The organism is Streptomyces sp. NPDC044719, assembly GCF_056433405.1.
In genome coordinates, this window is sequence record NZ_JBWKHE010000013.1 from 151,707 (window position 1) to 166,076 (window position 14,370).

Sequence of the window (14,370 nt, forward strand, 5' to 3'; positions counted from 1 at the left end):
CCGCCGCCTCGTCTTCACAGCTCGCTGAAGGAAGTGACCGTTCATGTCCGCACCAGCGCCGTCACCGCTGGCCATCGTCGACGCCGAGCCCCTGCCCCGGCAGGAGGAGGTCCTCACCGAAGCGGCACTGGCCTTCGTGGCCGAGCTGCACCGGCGGTTCACGCCCCGGCGTGACGAACTCCTCGCCCGCCGCGCCGAGCGCCGCGCCGAGATCGCCCGCACCTCCACCCTCGACTTCCTCCCGGAGACCGCCGCGATCCGCGCCGACGACTCCTGGAAGGTCGCCCCGGCCCCGGACGCGCTGAACGACCGCCGGGTCGAGATCACCGGCCCCACCGACCGCAAGATGACCATCAACGCCCTCAACTCGGGCGCCAGGGTGTGGCTCGCGGACTTCGAGGACGCCTCCGCGCCCACCTGGGAGAACGTGGTCCTCGGCCAGCTCAACCTGAGCGACGCCTACACCCGGAACATCGACTTCACGGACGAGAGGTCCGGCAAGTCGTACGCCCTGAAGGCGAACGAGGAACTCGCCACGGTCGTCATGCGCCCGCGCGGCTGGCACCTGAACGAGCGTCACCTCGTCGACGCGAACGGCACCCCGGTGCCCGGCGCGCTGGTCGACTTCGGCCTGTACTTCTTCCACAACGCGGGGCGCCTGCTGGGCCTCGGCAAGGGCCCGTACTTCTACCTCCCCAAGACGGAGTCGCACCTGGAGGCCCGCCTCTGGAACGAGGTCTTCGTCTTCGCGCAGGAGTACGTCGGCATCCCGCAGGGCACCGTTCGCGCGACCGTCCTGATCGAGACGATCACGGCGGCGTACGAGATGGAGGAGATCCTCTACGAGCTTCGCGACCACGCCTCCGGGCTGAACGCGGGCCGCTGGGACTACCTCTTCTCCATCGTCAAGAACTTCCGTGACGGCGGCGCCAAGTTCGTCCTGCCGGACCGCAACGCGGTCACGATGACGGCCCCGTTCATGCGCGCCTACACCGAACTCCTCGTCCGCACCTGCCACAAGCGCGGCGCGCACGCGATCGGCGGCATGGCGGCCTTCATCCCGTCCCGCCGGGACGCGGAGGTCAACAAGGTCGCCTTCGAGAAGGTCCGCGCCGACAAGGACCGCGAGGCGAACGACGGTTTCGACGGCTCCTGGGTCGCCCACCCCGACCTGGTGCCGATCGCCATGGAGTCCTTCGACAAGGTCCTCGGCGACAAGCCCCACCAGAAGGACCGGCTGCGCGAGGACGTCGACGTCAAGGCCGCCGACTTGATCGCCGTCGACTCCCTCGACGCCAAGCCCTCGTACGCGGGCCTGGTGAACGCCGTGCAGGTCGGCATCCGCTACATCGAGGCGTGGCTGCGCGGGCTCGGCGCGGTCGCGATCTTCAACCTGATGGAGGACGCGGCCACCGCCGAGATCTCCCGCTCGCAGATCTGGCAGTGGATCAACGCGGAGGTCGTCCTCGACAACGGCGAGCAGGTCACCGCCGAGCTGGCCCGCAAGGTCGCCGCCGAGGAACTCGCGAACATCCGCGCCGAGATCGGCGACGAGGCCTTCGCGGCCGGCAACTGGCAGCAGGCGCACGACCTGCTGCTGACGGTCTCCCTCGACGAGGACTACGCCGACTTCCTCACGCTGCCGGCGTACGAGCAGCTCAAGGGCTGACGCGCGGGCAACCGAACCGCTAGCGCTCCGAGTGGCCCCGGGGTCTTCCCCGGGGCCACTCGGTCGCGTACGGCCTTCTTCACGGCCGTCGGTTCGGGGAAGCCCTGCTCACGCCGGTCCCAGACGACCTCGTCGCCGACGCGGACGACGAACACGCCGCCCTTGCCCGGCTTCAGCGCCAGTTCCGTCAGCTCCGCCTCGAAGGTCGTGAGCAGTTCCTGCGCCAGCCATGCCGCCCGGGGCAGCCAGCGGCACTGGGTGCAGTACTCGATCTCCACACGGCCACTCATCCGAGGTGCACCGACCAATCCTGTTGGGCCGCGGGTTTGCCGTGCAGGTCGGGGACCTGCTTGAGCCACGCGGGGCGTCCTTGCTGGGTTCTGGCCGCCCGGACGGCCTCCTCGGCGGCGAGTTCCTCCCGGGTGGGGAAGCCGGTGGGCAGCCAGGCCTCGGAGGACCGCACGCGCGCGTGGAGGTACGTCACATACGCCTCGCGTGCCTCGTCCGGGGTGGCGAAGCCGGGCTCGTCCGCGAGCCAGGCGTCGGGGACCTCCGCGAGGATGCGGCGCAGCGACTCCTCGGTCACCCGGGGGGCCAACTCGGCGTCGGCGGCCCGCACATCGGGCCCGTAGTGGCCGAGGGCGTGATGCCGGAAGTCGTAGGCCTTGGCAGGGTCGGCACCGTCCCAGCGGTGGTGGAAGACCAGGGCGGCGCCGTGGTCGATCAGCCACAGGCGCGGGGGTGCGACGCCCAGGGTGGGCCAGACCATCAGGTTGGAGCTGTGGACCGTGCGGTCGACGTTCACGGTCAGGGCGTCGAGCCAGACGATCCTGCCCGCCTCCAGCGGGTCCACGGGGAAGACCCGGGCGATCTCCGGGGTGAAGTCCCGGGCACCCGGCAGATAGTCCATGCCGAGGTTCACCCCCGCGCTGCCCGCGTGCAGCTCCCGCACCTCCTGGTGGGGCTCGGCGTCCGCTACCGCCGGGTCGAAGTGCACCAGCACCAGCTCGGGGAACCGCAGCCCGAGGGCGCGGGCCAGTTCGCCCACGATCACCTCGGCGACGAGCGCCTTGCGGCCCTGCGCGGAGCCGGTGAATTTGACGACGTAGGTGCCCAGGTCGTCCGCCTCGACGACGCCGGGGACGGAGCCGCCGGAGTGCAGGGGTGCGACGTAGCGGGTGGCGGTGACCTCTCTCAGCATGTGCGCCCCTCACTTCCGGCCTTCTGGATGACTTGAGCATTGTAAGAAGTGATCGCTCCCGCGCGGGTGCGCAGGTCGGCGAGCATCGGGGCGTCCGTGCCGTCCAGGGCGGTCAGCGCGCCGCGCCACCGGGTCAGGGCAGCCCGCTCGTCCCCCAGCTCCCTCAGGAGGTGGCCCAGCTCGTACTCGGCGAGGCCCCGCCCGTAGGAGTCGCCGCGTGCGGCGGCTTCGCGGATCAGTGCCTCGCACTCCTCCCGGGCGGGTCCGGGGCGGCCGAGCGCCCGCAGGGCCTGTGAGCGGCCCAGGCGGGTCTCCCGCTCGGCGTTCCAGTGGCCGGCTCCGCAGGCCGTGGCGCTCAGCGCCTCGTCGAAGCTCCGCAGGGCCTGGGCGGGCTCGCCGAGCGCCAGGTGGGCGCGGCCCGCGTTGCACAGGGCGACCTGTTCGAGCACGGCACTGCCGCCCTGCCGGGCGAGGTCCCGGCTGCGCAGGTGGAGCGAGAGGGCGGAGCGCGGGTCGCCGAGTTCGGCGACGTTCCCCTGGTGGCCGACGAGCGTCGCCTCCTCGGCCGGCGCGAGGGTGTCGGGACGCAGTGCGAGACATCGGGCCAGCGTCGCCCGGGCCTCGGCGCCGCGGCCGAGTTCCCGCAGCAGCGCGGCCCGGTTGCCGAGGTGCCGCATCCGGGCGGCGTCGTCGGCGAGGTGCCCGCTGAGCTCCACGGCTTCGTCCAGCAGGAGGAGTGCCTGGCGGACCCGTCCGGCCGAGTAGTGCGCGGTGGCGAGCTGGCCGAGGGCCCGTGCCTCGGCCGCGGCGTCGCCGCCCGATCGGGCGAGGGTGATGGCGTGCCGCGTCAGGCGTTCGAGGTCGCGCGCCCGGCCGCGGTCGTGCAGATAGGGGAACAGGGAGTTGATCAGTTCCAGGGTGCGGCCGGGTCCCAGACGTCCGTGGCCGCCGGAGTCGGCCAGGAAGAGCAGGTTCGCCGCTTCCGTGTCGCCCCAGGCGAGTGCCGCGGCCGGGTCGGCGAAGGCGGGTGCGTCCCCGGGCTGTTCGGGCGCTCGGCCGGGCCCCGGCCGGAGAGCCTCGGCGCATCGGGCGAGCCGCTGCCGGTACCAGCGCAGGGCCCGTTCGACGGCGTCGGTGTTCCCGGCCCGGCCGTCCGGCCGGCCGGCGAGTTCCCGGGCGAAGTCGCGGACCAGGTCGTGCGGGACGTAGCGGCCCCAGTGCGTCTCCTGGAGCAGCGCCACCTCCGCCAGCCGGTCCAGGGCCTGTTCGGCGCGGCGTTCTGAGGAGCCCGTCGCGACGGCCATCAGCGGTGCGCCGTACTCGGGCAGGTCCAGTGCGCCGACGAGGGCGAGGGCCGTGGCGGCGTCGCGGTCGCGGGGGTCGCCCGAGCCGGTGAGTGCCTCGTGGGCCGCCGTCAGGGAGCGGCGGACGCTGAGGTCCTCCAGTTCGAGGTGGTCCAGGCGGTCCTCGACCCGGTCGAGGCGTTCCACCAGTTTCTCCACGGACAGCGCGGTCCGGCTCCTGAGGCGGGCCGCGCAGATGCGCAGCGCCAGGGGCAGGTGGCCGCACAGGTCAGCGAGCCGGGCGACCGGCCGGGCGTCGGCCGCGGCCCAGGTGCGGCCCGCGGCCCGCTCCAGCAGGAGGGCGCCGTCCCGCGGCGGGAGCGGTTCGAGCCGGACGTGTGTGGCGGCTCCGAGGGTGGCCAGCGGCAGTCTGCTGGTCAGCAGTACGGCGCAGCCGGCGCCTGCCGGGAGCAGGGGACGCACCTGGCTCACCGATGCCGCGTCGTCGAGGACGAGGAGGGTGCGGGTGGCGGCCAGCGCGGAGCGCAGCAGGGCGGAGCCGGCCGCTTCGTCGCCGGGGATACGCCGGGTGTCCACCCCCAGGCCGTGCAGGAGGGCGGCGAGGGCGTCGGCGGGTGTGAGGGGGGCGATGCCGGGTGTGGCGCCGTGCAGGTTGAGGTAGAGGCGGCCGTCCGGGTACGCGGGCCTGAGCTGTTCCGCGATGTGCAGGGCGAGGCCTGTCTTGCCGACGCCCGGCATGCCACTGATCACCGCGCATGCGGTGCCGGCGCGGTCCGACTCCAGCGCGGCACGGATCTCGGCGATGTGCTCGGCGCGGCCGACGAACCCGGCGGGCGGAGCGGGGAGTTGCTCCGGCCGCGGGGGCGTCCGCCCGGGCACGGCGTGGGGTTCGGACTCGGGGGCGGCTAACGGGCCAGGAGGGGGCGGGTCACGGTGTTGCCAGTGGGTGGCGCTGCGGAGCACCTCCTGGTGGGCGTCCTGGAGGGCCGGGCCCGGCTCGACCCCGAGTTCCTCGACCAGGGTCCGGCGCACGGACCGGAAGCGGGCCAGCGCCTCGGCTCGGCGGCCGGTGCGGCCGAGGGCGAGGATCAGCTGGCGGTGCAGCGCCTCCCGGAACGGATGCTCCTCGACGAGGAGGCCCAGCTCGGCTGCGAGCCCTTCCGGACGGCCGAGGCGCAGCAGGGCCTCGAAGCGGCATTCGAGCACCTGGAGCCGCTGTTCCTGAAGAAACGTGACGACGGGATGCCCGGCGAGAGCGGGCACGTCCGCGAAGGGGGTGCCGCGCCACAGGGCGAGCGCGTCGCACGCCGCGCGCTCCGCCGTCTCCCAGTCCTCCAGGTTGCGGGCCGCCATCGCCCGGCGCACCCGCCCCTCGAAGGCGTCGCGGTCCAACTCGTCGGCCTCGACACGCAGTTCGAGCCCGTGGGGCATGGTGCGCAGCCGGGTGCCGTCGGCATCGCGGAGGTCGCGGCGCAGCCGGGCGACGTGGTTGTGCAGCGAGGCGGTGGCGGTCGGCGGCGGGTCCTCGCCCCACAGCGCCGCCGTCACCGTGTCCGGCGGCACGGTGCGGTTCGGTTCCAGCAGCAGGACGGCGAGCAGCGCACGGGGCTTCGCTCCCCGGACGACCAACGCCACGCCGTCGTCGTCGGCCGTCGTCAGTGCTCCCAGTACCGCGAACTTCACCAGCACTCCCCCGTGTTCGGCATCGGCCCCTGCCCGAAGAGCGTCACACATCGCTGTTAGCGGCGCGTGGGGGGCCTGTTAGGGCCGGTCGGAACGATGCCCTTCCCACGAGCCCGGAGAGGTCGGTGCACATGTCGACACGCCCGCTACGGACGACGCTGGTCTGCATGACGGCGATCGCGGCCACGAGTGCGGCCCTGCTGTCCACGCCCGCTGCCGCGACGCAGGCCCGAGGGTCCGGGCACGGCGCCACCCAGGCCGCCATGGACGCCGCCGTCGCCGCGGGTGTGCCGGGAGTCGTCGCGGAGGTGCGTGACACCCGTGGGGTGTGGAAGGGCACCTCGGGCGTCGCCGACCTCACCACGAAGCAGCCGCGCGGCCACGGCGACCGGTTCCGCGCGGGAAGTGTCACCAAGACCCTGGTGGCCACCGTCATGCTCCAGCTCCAGGCCGAGGGCAGAGTCGACCTCGATGCCACGGTCGACCACTACCTGCCCGGGCTGGTGCGCGGCAACGGCCACGACGGAACGAAGATCACGGTGCGTCAGCTGATGAACCACACCAGCGGCATCTTCAACTTCACCGACGACGCCACGTTCGCGAAGAAGGTGCTCGGCATCGACTTCCTGGAGTCCCGCTACGACGACTGGACGCCGCAGCAGGTCATCGCCCTCGCCCTGGAGAACCCTCCCCAGTTCGAGCCCGGCACCTCCTGGAAGTACTCCAACACCAACTACCTGCTGCTCGGGCTGATCGTCGAGAAGCTGACCGGCCGCCCCTACGCCGAGGAGATCGAACGGCGCGTCACCGGGCCGCTGGGGATGCGGGCCACGCGCTTCCCCGGAACCGACCCACACGTGCCCGCGCCGACCCGGCACTACAGCACCTTCACCGAGGACCCGGGCGAGACCTACGACGTGACCGAGCTCAACCCGTCCTGGGCGTGGGCGGCGGGCGAGATGATCAGCAACTCCGCCGACCTCAACCGCTTCTTCAGCGCGCTGTTCGGCGGCAGGCTGCTGCGTCCGGCCCAGCTCCGGCAGATGACGAGGACGGTCTCGACGGAGGGCAATCTGCCGGGCCAGCGCTACGGCCTGGGCCTCATCGAGTACGAGACGAGCTGCGGGGTCCCGGTCTGGGGCCACTCGGGCGGGATCCACGGCTCCTCGACCCAGTCCTTCGGCTCCAGGGACGGCCGCCACATGATCACCCTGAACTTCAACGGGGACTGGGTCGGCGGCGGCAAGAACGTCGTCTCGGCCGAGTTCTGCCCACCCCGGAACCATCAGTAAGGATAGGCTTGCCTCACTTTCGCTAGGGTGTGCGGACAGATCAACCGACACGCACACCCCGGGAGCCCGCCTTGCCGCACACGACCGACACCGTCGCCGCGCGCGAGGAGGGCTGGGTCCAGCTGGGATCGGGCGCCGAGTTGCGCCAACTGCTGGGCGATCCCTGGCCCGTGGTGATCGAGAAGGTCCACGACCGGCTCACCGAGCAGGACCGGGACATCCTCACCCGCTCCCCCTTCTGCCTGCTGGCCACCTCCGACGCACGGGGCAACTGCGACGTCTCCCCGCGCGGGGACGCCGCGGGGTTCACCCACGTCGTGGACCCGGGCACGCTCGCCCTGCCCGACCGGCCGGGGAACCGGCGCGGCGACAGCTTCCACAACATCCTCGACAACCCGCACGCGGGGCTGCTGTATCTGATACCCGGCGGCAAGGAGGTCCTGCGGGTCAACGGCAGGGCGCGGATCCTCACCGACGCCCCGTTCTTCGACGCCATGGCGCAGGACGGCGAGCGCCCCGCCCTCGCCCTCGTGCTCGAGATCGACGAGATCTATCTGCACTGCCCACAGTCGCTGCGCCGCTCGGGGGTATGGAATCCGGCCACGTGGCAGACGGGCTGAGATCACGGTTCAGGCACGCCCCTCCCGGCATTCAGTAAGGTTAGGCTAACCTTCGCCGCGTGAGATCTGGTGAAGAAACGGCCGGCGGACGACGTCTGCGCGGGCATCAACTTTCGGCCACGGGTGTGACCGTCTCGTACGACGGCGTGGACGTCGTGCACGACGCGGCGATCGCGCTCCGGCCCGGTGAGGTGACCGTCCTGGTCGGCCCCAACGGCAGCGGGAAGTCGACGCTGCTGCGGACGATCGCCCGGCTGCAGCGGGCCCGCGAGGCCGCGCTCAGGATCGACGCCGGCACCGACGGCCTCGCCCTGACCGCCCGGGAGTTCGCGCGGTACGTGGCCCTGCTGACCCAGGGCCGGCCCACGCCCAGCGGACTGACCGTGCGGGACCTCGTCGAGTTCGGCCGCTACCCCTACCGTGGCCGCTTCGGCCGCCCGGACCCGGACGCGTCGGCCGCGGTCGAGCGGGCGCTCGCGCTGACCGGGGTCACCGACCTCGCCGAGCGCGGCGCCGACCACCTCTCCGGCGGGCAGTTGCAGCGGGTCTGGCTCGCGAGCTGCCTCGCCCAGGAGACCGGTGTGCTGCTGCTGGACGAGCCGACGACCTATCTCGACCTGCGCTACCAGATCGAACTCCTCGACCTCGTCCGCGATCTGGCGGACGACCACGGGATCGCCGTCGGGGTCGTGCTGCACGACCTCGACCAGGCGGCGGCCATCGCCGACCGGATCACGCTGCTCGAAGCGGGCCGGATCGTCGCCGAGGGCCGGCCCGAGGAGGTCCTGACCCCGCAGCGGCTGACCGCCGTCTACGGCATCCGGATCGACGTCGACACAGACCCCCACACCGGCCGACCGCGGACCCGTCCGATCGGCCGGCACCACACCCGTACCACCCGAAGCGAAAGGCTCGGCACCACCTCATGAGACGTCTCCTGCTCACCGCCACCACCACGGCCGCGGCGCTCACCCTCGCCGCCTGCGGCACCACCGAGCCCGCCGCTGACAGCTCGAAGAAGACCTCCGAGGCCATCACGCTCACCGACTCCACCGGCGCGAAGGTCGAGCTCGACGGCCCGGCCGAGAAGGTCGTGGCCACCGAGTGGAACGAGGTCGAGAGTCTCATCACCCTCGGTGTCGACCCCGTCGGCGTCGCCGACGTCAAGGGCTACAAGACCTGGGACACCGCCGTCCCGCTGAAGAACGAGCCGAAGGACATCGGCACCCGCGGCGAGCCCAGCATGGACACCATCGCCTCGCTCTCCCCCGACCTCATCGTGGCCAGCTCCGACCTGCCCGACGCGGCCGTGAAGCAGCTGAAGAAGATCGCCCCGGTACTGGAGATCAAGTCCGCCGACGCGTCCGACCAGATCGGGCAGATGTTCACCAACCTCGACCTCATCGCCAAGGCCACCGGCACCACCGACAAGGCGAAGACCGCCCGGACGGACTTCGAGGCCAAGGTCGCCGAGGGCAAGAAGGCCCTCGCCGACGCCAAGCTCGACGGCTCCGGCATCGCCTTCGCCGACGGCTACGTCACCTCCAACCAGGTCTCCCTGCGCCCGTACACCGACGGCTCCCTCATCGGGTCGGTCAACAAGCAGCTCGGCCTGAAGAACGCCTGGAAGGTCAAGGGCGACCCGGCCTACGGCCTCGGCACCACCGACGTCGAGGGCCTCACCAGCCTGCCGAAGGACGTCCAGTTCGCCTACATAGGCAACGACGACGACAAGTCCAGCAACCCGTTCTCCGGCCAGCTGAAGAAGAACGCCGTGTGGACGTCCCTGCCGTTCGTCAAGGCGGACAAGGTGCACCGGCTGCCCGACGGCATCTGGATGTTCGGCGGCCCCCAGTCGATGGAGGCGTACATCGACGCCCTCGTCGACGCACTGACGAAGTAGACGAGCCGACGAAGCAGTCGCGCGGACGCAGCGGAAGAAGCAGAAGCACCGGAGCCATGGCCGTCACCGAAGCACCCCCCAGCACCACCCGCCCGCCGGCGGCCGCGTCCCGTACGGGCGCGGCAGCGGTGACGGCCGGGCTCGTCCTCCTGGTCGCCGTTCTCGCGGTCGTCGACATCACCCAGGGCACCGCCGCCGTCGGACCGGCGCAGGTGTTCAAGGCCCTGACCGGGCAGGCCGATCCGGGCGACGCGTCCGTGGTCATCGCCTCCCGGCTGCCGCGGATGGCCGCCGGCCTCCTGGTCGGCGTGGTCCTCGGCATCGCGGGGGCCGTCCTCCAGGCCGTCAGCCGCAATGTGCTCGCCTCGCCCGACACCCTCGCGGTGAACGCCGGTTCGTACCTGGCGCTCGGGCTGGCCGGCGCGACCGGCCTCTCGCTGCCGCTGCTGGCCTCCTCGGGAGTCGCCTTCGCGGGCGGGCTGGTGGCGGCGGCCGTCGTGCTCGCCCTGTCCGGGCTCGGCACGGGCACCGTACGGCTGGTCCTCGCCGGCACGGCGCTCGCGCTCGGCCTGAACTCCGTGACGGAGGGGCTGCTCCTGCTGTTCCCGCAGCAGACGGAGGGCCTCTACCAGTGGAACCAGGGCAGCATCGGCCAGAACGGCTTCGACGGCGTCCTGCAGATGCTGCCCGTCGCCCTGGTGGGACTCGCCGGGCTGCTGCTGGTAGCCCGGCGGGTCGACGCGCTCGCCCTCGGGGACGACGCGGCACGCGGGCTGGGCGTCCCGGTCCACGCCACCCGCGTCACGGTGGTCGTGCTGGCGGCGCTGCTGTCGGCGGCGGCCGTCACGCTCGCCGGGCCCATCGGCTACGTCGGGCTCTGCGCCCCCGCCCTGGTGCGGCCGCTCGCCCGCCGGTTCCGGGGCTTCGTCCGCGCCCGCGCGGCCCTGCCCGTGGCCGGGCTCACCGGTGCCGCGCTGGTGCTCGGATCGGACGTGCTGCTGCGGGCCCTCATCCCCGCGGACACGGCGGTCGCCGTGCCCACCGGCATCGTCACCAGCCTGGTCGGTGCCGTGTTCCTGGTGGTGACGGCCCTGCGGCTGCGGGACACGGCGGGCGCCGACGCGCCGGACCGCCTGCGCATCCCGAGCCGGACGGCGTTCCTCGTCACGGTGGGCGTCCTGGCCGCCGTGGTCGTGGGCGTCACGCTGGCCGGCGTCCTGCTCGGCGACAGCAAACTCCTGCTCGGCGATGTCGCGAACTGGGCGCAGGGACGGGCCGGTCAGGCCGTCTCCTTCGTGCTGGACACCCGGGTGCCGCGGGTGCTCGCCGCCCTGTGCGCGGGCGCCTCACTCGCCCTGGCCGGCACGCTCGTACAGGCCGTGACCCGCAACCCGCTCGCCGAGCCGGGCGTTCTGGGCGTCTCCGGCGGCGCCGCGCTGGGCGCCGTGCTGCTGGTGACGACCGTGCCCGCCGCCGGCTCCTGGGGGATCGCGGGCGCCGCGTTCGGGGGCGCCGCGCTGGCCTCCGCCATCGTCTTCGGGCTCGCGGCCCGGGGCGGCTACCGGCAGAACCGGCTGGTCCTCGTCGGGATCGGCATGGCCGCCGGCTCCACGGCCCTGATCAGTCTGCTCATCGTGCTCACCGACCCGTTCAACGCCACGAAGGCGCTGACCTGGCTGTCCGGTTCGACGTACGGGCGGACCCTGCCGGACGTCGTGCCCGTCGCGGTCGTGCTGGTGCTGGGCGTTGCCGTCGCGGTCGCGCGGCGCACCGAGCTGGATCTCGTCTCCCTCGACGAGGACACCCCGCGGCTGCTCGGCCTCGGACTGCCCCGGGCCAGGCTCGGCTTCCTGGTGGTGGGTGTCCTGCTCGCCGCGACCGCGGTCGCCTCGGCCGGCACCATCGGCTTCGTGGGTCTGGTGGCGCCGCACGCGGCACGTGCTCTCGTGGGCAGGCGGCATGTGCGGGTGGTCCCGGTCGCCGTCCTGCTCGGCGCCGCGCTCGTCTGCACGGCCGATCTGCTCGGCCGGACCGTCATCGCCCCCGCCCAGCTGGGCGCGGGACTGATGACGGCGGTGATCGGCACGCCGTACTTCCTGCGTCTGCTGGTACGGAGCCGGAAGGCGACATAAGACACCCAAAAGGTCATCAATGGCCCAATTGCCTCACACCTGCCTGTTGTATGGATCCACGCACAACGGGAGTGAGGGAGCATGGCCAAGGACATCACGGACGCGGGGCCGCCACCGTCCGCGAGCCTGAAGCCCAATGCGATCGGGTTCCTCGACGCTCTGGTCATCGGGCTCAACGCGACCTCACCGGCGTACTCCGTGGCGGCGGTCATCGGCCCGGTCGTGGCGCTGGTGGGCATCTACGCCCCCGGCGTGATGATCGCGTCGTTCGTGCCCATGCTGCTGATCGCCTCGGCGTTCTACTACCTCAACAAGGTCGACCAGGACTGCGGCACGACCTTCTCGTGGGTCACCCGGGCCATGGGGCCGTGGGCGGGCTGGCTCGGCGGCTGGGCCATCGCCATGACAGGTGTCCTGGTCGTCGGGTCGCTGGCGGACGTCGCCGTGACCTTCTTCCTGCTCGCGGTCGGTCTGGACAGCTGGGCGGACAACGACGTCGTCCGCCAGGTGCTGACCGTGCTGCTCGTGCTGGTGATGACGGCCGTCTGTGTGATCGGCATCGACGTGTCGGCCAAGGTGCAGAACGTCCTCATCCTGGCGCAGGTCGCCTGTCTGCTGGCCTTCGCCGTGGTGGCGCTCTACCGCGTCTACGCCGGCACCGGCACCCTCGACTCCGTCGAACCGGAGTTCAGCTGGCTCGATCCCTTCGGTGCGGGCGGGGCGTCCCTGACCGCCGCCCTGCTGCTGGGCGTGTTCATCTACTGGGGGTGGGAGTCGGCGGTCAACCTCACCGAGGAGACCGAGGACTCCGCCACCGCCCCCGGTAAGGCGGCGGTGTGGTCGACGGTGCTGCTCCTGGTGACCTACCTCGCGGTCGCGTTCGCGGTCGTGGGGTACGCCGGGACGGCCTATCTGGCCGAGAACGCGGCGGAGGAGGAGTTCGTCTTCGCGCTGCTCGCCGAAGAGGCGATGGGCGGCTGGGACTGGGTCGTGCTGCTGGCGGTCTCGACGTCCGCGCTCGCGTCGACGCAGACGACGATCATCCCGGCGTCGCGCACCGGCCTGTCGATGGCCCGCCGGCACGCGCTGCCCGCGTACTTCGGCCGTATCAATCCCCGGTTCCGCACTCCCGACGTGAGCACCTGGTGGGTCGCCGGCATCGCCATCGTCTGGTACCTCGTCCTCTACCACATCAGCGAGAACGCCCTCTTCGACTCGCTGACCGCACTGTCCCTGCTGATCGCGTTCTACTACGCGCTCACGGGTGTCGCCTGCGCGGTGTACTACCGCCGCCAACTGACCCGCAGTGCCCGCCACTTCCTCCTGATCGGGCTCGGCCCCCTGGTCGGTGCCGGGCTGCTGGCCTGGCTGCTGGTGGAGTCCGTGGCGGACATGTCCGACCCCGCCAACTCCTACAGCGGCGTCTCGTGGCTCGGGCTCGGCCCCCCGCTGGTCATCGGTATCGGCATCATCGTCACCGGCGTGGTCCTCATGGTCGTGTGGCGGCTGATGGCCCCCGTGTTCTGGTCCGAACACCCCAGCGTGGTCGACCCCGCCCTCGCCCCCGGCGAGCACGGCAAGGAGTCCTGAGATGTCGGTGGTCCTCGGCTACGACGAATCCCCGGGCGCCCTGAGCGCGCTGCGGGTCGCGATCGAGGTGGCGGCCGCGTACGGCGAACCGCTGGTGATCGTCTACGGGGCCGCGGCCCCGGGCGTCACGGGCGAGGAGTACGGCGCTCACCACGATGCCGTCCGTGAGGCCGGGAACACCGTGCTCGGTCACGCGGTCCGGGTCGCCGACGAGGCCGGCGTGCCCAGCACGGTCGAACTCATCGACCAGCGGCCCGCGCAGGCACTCATCGACGCCGCGGCCCGCCACGACGGCAGGGTGATCGTGGTCGGTACCTGGGGCGAGAGCCCGGTCCGCGGCGCCCTGCTGGGCTCGACCCCCCACAAGCTGCTGCACCTCTCGAGCGTCCCCGTCCTGTGCGTGCCGGCCACCTCCGAGTCATGAGCCGCCCGGGCGCGTCCGCTTCAGCGGGCTGAAGACGTACAGGTCGAGGATGTCGGGCAGCGGCGCGACGCCGGGACCGCCCTCGCGGACCCAGGTGACGACGTCCTCGGTCGCGGCCGGGTCGTTGACCAGACCCAACCACACCGGCCGGGCCCCGGCGGCCCGGCCCGCCGCCGACGGCTGTACGACGATGACGTTGGCCTGGTCGCAGACGTCGAGGCACTCGGAGACCCGCACGGGCGCCGCCTCACGCAGCCGCTCGGTCTGGGCCGCGTGGTCGACGCCGGTCACCTTGCGGCTGCCGCAGCAGCAGTCCCGGCACACGACGACGCGGCACGGAACCCCTCCGGCCGGGCTCGCGGACATGCCGCACCCTTCCTCTCTCCGGGGAGATCCGCCCCGGTGGTTCGTCGAGGAGGCGACCGCGTGAGTCTCCTGGCTCCCGGCCTGGGCCGGTCACAGTGGCGGGACCGCGCCGGATTCACACCGGCTTCCTCGTTCCGCCGTCGCCTTGTCCGCCGGTCATCATTCCACGCGGTCCACGGCGGTCTC

Annotated in this window: 12 protein-coding genes and 1 riboswitch; of the genes, 8 read left to right on the forward strand and 4 right to left on the reverse strand. The window is 72.3% G+C overall.

All coding sequences use genetic code 11. From position 1 onward, the window contains the following. The first annotated feature begins 43 nt into the window (after nt 1-43). On the forward strand, nt 44-1,669 hold the full coding sequence (gene aceB / locus AC07DF_RS38770) for a malate synthase A (protein WP_478981817.1): 1,626 nt from the start codon (nt 44-46) through the stop codon (nt 1,667-1,669). Here aceB and AC07DF_RS38775 read toward each other — a convergent pair. From AC07DF_RS38775 to AC07DF_RS38785, 3 genes are read right to left on the reverse strand one after another with little or no spacing between them, the layout of a single operon-like run. Continuing rightward, a complete protein-coding gene (locus AC07DF_RS38775; protein ID WP_478981819.1) occupies nt 1,621-1,959 on the reverse strand; it encodes an Rdx family protein in 339 nt (112 codons plus the stop codon). The genes aceB and AC07DF_RS38775 overlap by 49 nt on opposite strands. Next, nucleotides 1,956-2,870, reverse strand: a complete 915-nt coding sequence (locus AC07DF_RS38780) for a HipA family kinase (protein WP_478981821.1) — start codon at nt 2,868-2,870, stop codon at nt 1,956-1,958. Before AC07DF_RS38780 ends, AC07DF_RS38775 begins: the two co-directional genes overlap by 4 nt. Beyond that, nucleotides 2,864-5,857: an AfsR/SARP family transcriptional regulator gene (locus AC07DF_RS38785; RefSeq protein ID WP_478981823.1), complete on the reverse strand. Its 2,994-nt coding sequence runs from the start codon at nt 5,855-5,857 to the stop codon at nt 2,864-2,866. The genes AC07DF_RS38780 and AC07DF_RS38785 overlap by 7 nt, the downstream gene beginning before the upstream one ends. 167 nt (nt 5,858-6,024) lie before the next feature. On the opposite strand from AC07DF_RS38785, the gene AC07DF_RS38790 reads away from it, so the two are divergent. The 7 genes from AC07DF_RS38790 to AC07DF_RS38820 all read left to right on the forward strand — a co-directional run bounded on the left by AC07DF_RS38790 (nt 6,025) and on the right by AC07DF_RS38820 (nt 13,818). Continuing rightward, nucleotides 6,025-7,149, forward strand: coding sequence for a serine hydrolase domain-containing protein (locus AC07DF_RS38790; protein WP_478981825.1), 1,125 nt, complete (start codon nt 6,025-6,027; stop codon nt 7,147-7,149). 71 nt (nt 7,150-7,220) lie between these two features. Next, nucleotides 7,221-7,769, forward strand: a complete 549-nt coding sequence (locus AC07DF_RS38795; protein ID WP_478981827.1) for an MSMEG_1061 family FMN-dependent PPOX-type flavoprotein — start codon at nt 7,221-7,223, stop codon at nt 7,767-7,769. A gap of 59 nt (nt 7,770-7,828) precedes the next feature. Beyond that, nucleotides 7,829-8,698 carry an ABC transporter ATP-binding protein gene (locus tag AC07DF_RS38800; RefSeq protein ID WP_478981829.1) on the forward strand — a complete coding sequence of 290 codons (870 nt, stop codon included), beginning with the start codon at nt 7,829-7,831 and terminating at the stop codon, nt 8,696-8,698. Next, nucleotides 8,695-9,672, forward strand: coding sequence for an ABC transporter substrate-binding protein (locus AC07DF_RS38805; RefSeq protein ID WP_478981831.1), 978 nt, complete (start codon nt 8,695-8,697; stop codon nt 9,670-9,672). The genes AC07DF_RS38800 and AC07DF_RS38805 overlap by 4 nt, the downstream gene beginning before the upstream one ends. A 56-nt stretch (nt 9,673-9,728) precedes the next feature. Further along, a complete protein-coding gene (locus AC07DF_RS38810) occupies nt 9,729-11,804 on the forward strand; it encodes an iron ABC transporter permease (protein ID WP_478981833.1) in 2,076 nt (691 codons plus the stop codon). 81 nt (nt 11,805-11,885) lie between these two features. After that, nucleotides 11,886-13,394, forward strand: a complete 1,509-nt coding sequence (locus AC07DF_RS38815) for an APC family permease (RefSeq protein WP_478981835.1) — start codon at nt 11,886-11,888, stop codon at nt 13,392-13,394. 1 nt (nt 13,395) lies between these two features. Then, nucleotides 13,396-13,818: a universal stress protein gene (locus AC07DF_RS38820; protein ID WP_478981837.1), complete on the forward strand. Its 423-nt coding sequence runs from the start codon at nt 13,396-13,398 to the stop codon at nt 13,816-13,818. On the opposite strand, the gene AC07DF_RS38825 is transcribed toward AC07DF_RS38820, so the two are convergent. Next, entirely contained in the window at nt 13,813-14,184 is a 372-nt protein-coding gene (locus tag AC07DF_RS38825) for a (2Fe-2S) ferredoxin domain-containing protein (protein WP_478981839.1), read from the reverse strand. The two genes, AC07DF_RS38820 and AC07DF_RS38825, sit on opposite strands and share 6 nt — an antisense overlap. 47 nt (nt 14,185-14,231) lie before the next feature. Further along, nucleotides 14,232-14,350, reverse strand: a riboswitch (cobalamin riboswitch). Between the last annotated feature and the right edge of the window lie 20 nt (nt 14,351-14,370).

Bases quoted from the DNA above. Each gene is read 5' to 3' on its own strand.
- aceB (WP_478981817.1), top strand. From the start codon at position 44: ATGTCCGCACCAGCGCCGTCACCGCTGGCCATCGTCGACGCCGAGCCC.
- AC07DF_RS38775 (WP_478981819.1), bottom strand. From the start codon at position 1,959: ATGAGTGGCCGTGTGGAGATCGAGTACTGCACCCAGTGCCGCTGGCTG.
- AC07DF_RS38780 (WP_478981821.1), bottom strand. From the start codon at position 2,870: ATGCTGAGAGAGGTCACCGCCACCCGCTACGTCGCACCCCTGCACTCC.
- AC07DF_RS38790 (WP_478981825.1), top strand. From the start codon at position 6,025: ATGACGGCGATCGCGGCCACGAGTGCGGCCCTGCTGTCCACGCCCGCT.
- AC07DF_RS38805 (WP_478981831.1), top strand. From the start codon at position 8,695: ATGAGACGTCTCCTGCTCACCGCCACCACCACGGCCGCGGCGCTCACC.
- AC07DF_RS38810 (WP_478981833.1), top strand. From the start codon at position 9,729: ATGGCCGTCACCGAAGCACCCCCCAGCACCACCCGCCCGCCGGCGGCC.
- AC07DF_RS38815 (WP_478981835.1), top strand. From the start codon at position 11,886: ATGGCCAAGGACATCACGGACGCGGGGCCGCCACCGTCCGCGAGCCTG.
- AC07DF_RS38820 (WP_478981837.1), top strand. From the start codon at position 13,396: ATGTCGGTGGTCCTCGGCTACGACGAATCCCCGGGCGCCCTGAGCGCG.
- AC07DF_RS38825 (WP_478981839.1), bottom strand. From the start codon at position 14,184: ATGTCCGCGAGCCCGGCCGGAGGGGTTCCGTGCCGCGTCGTCGTGTGC.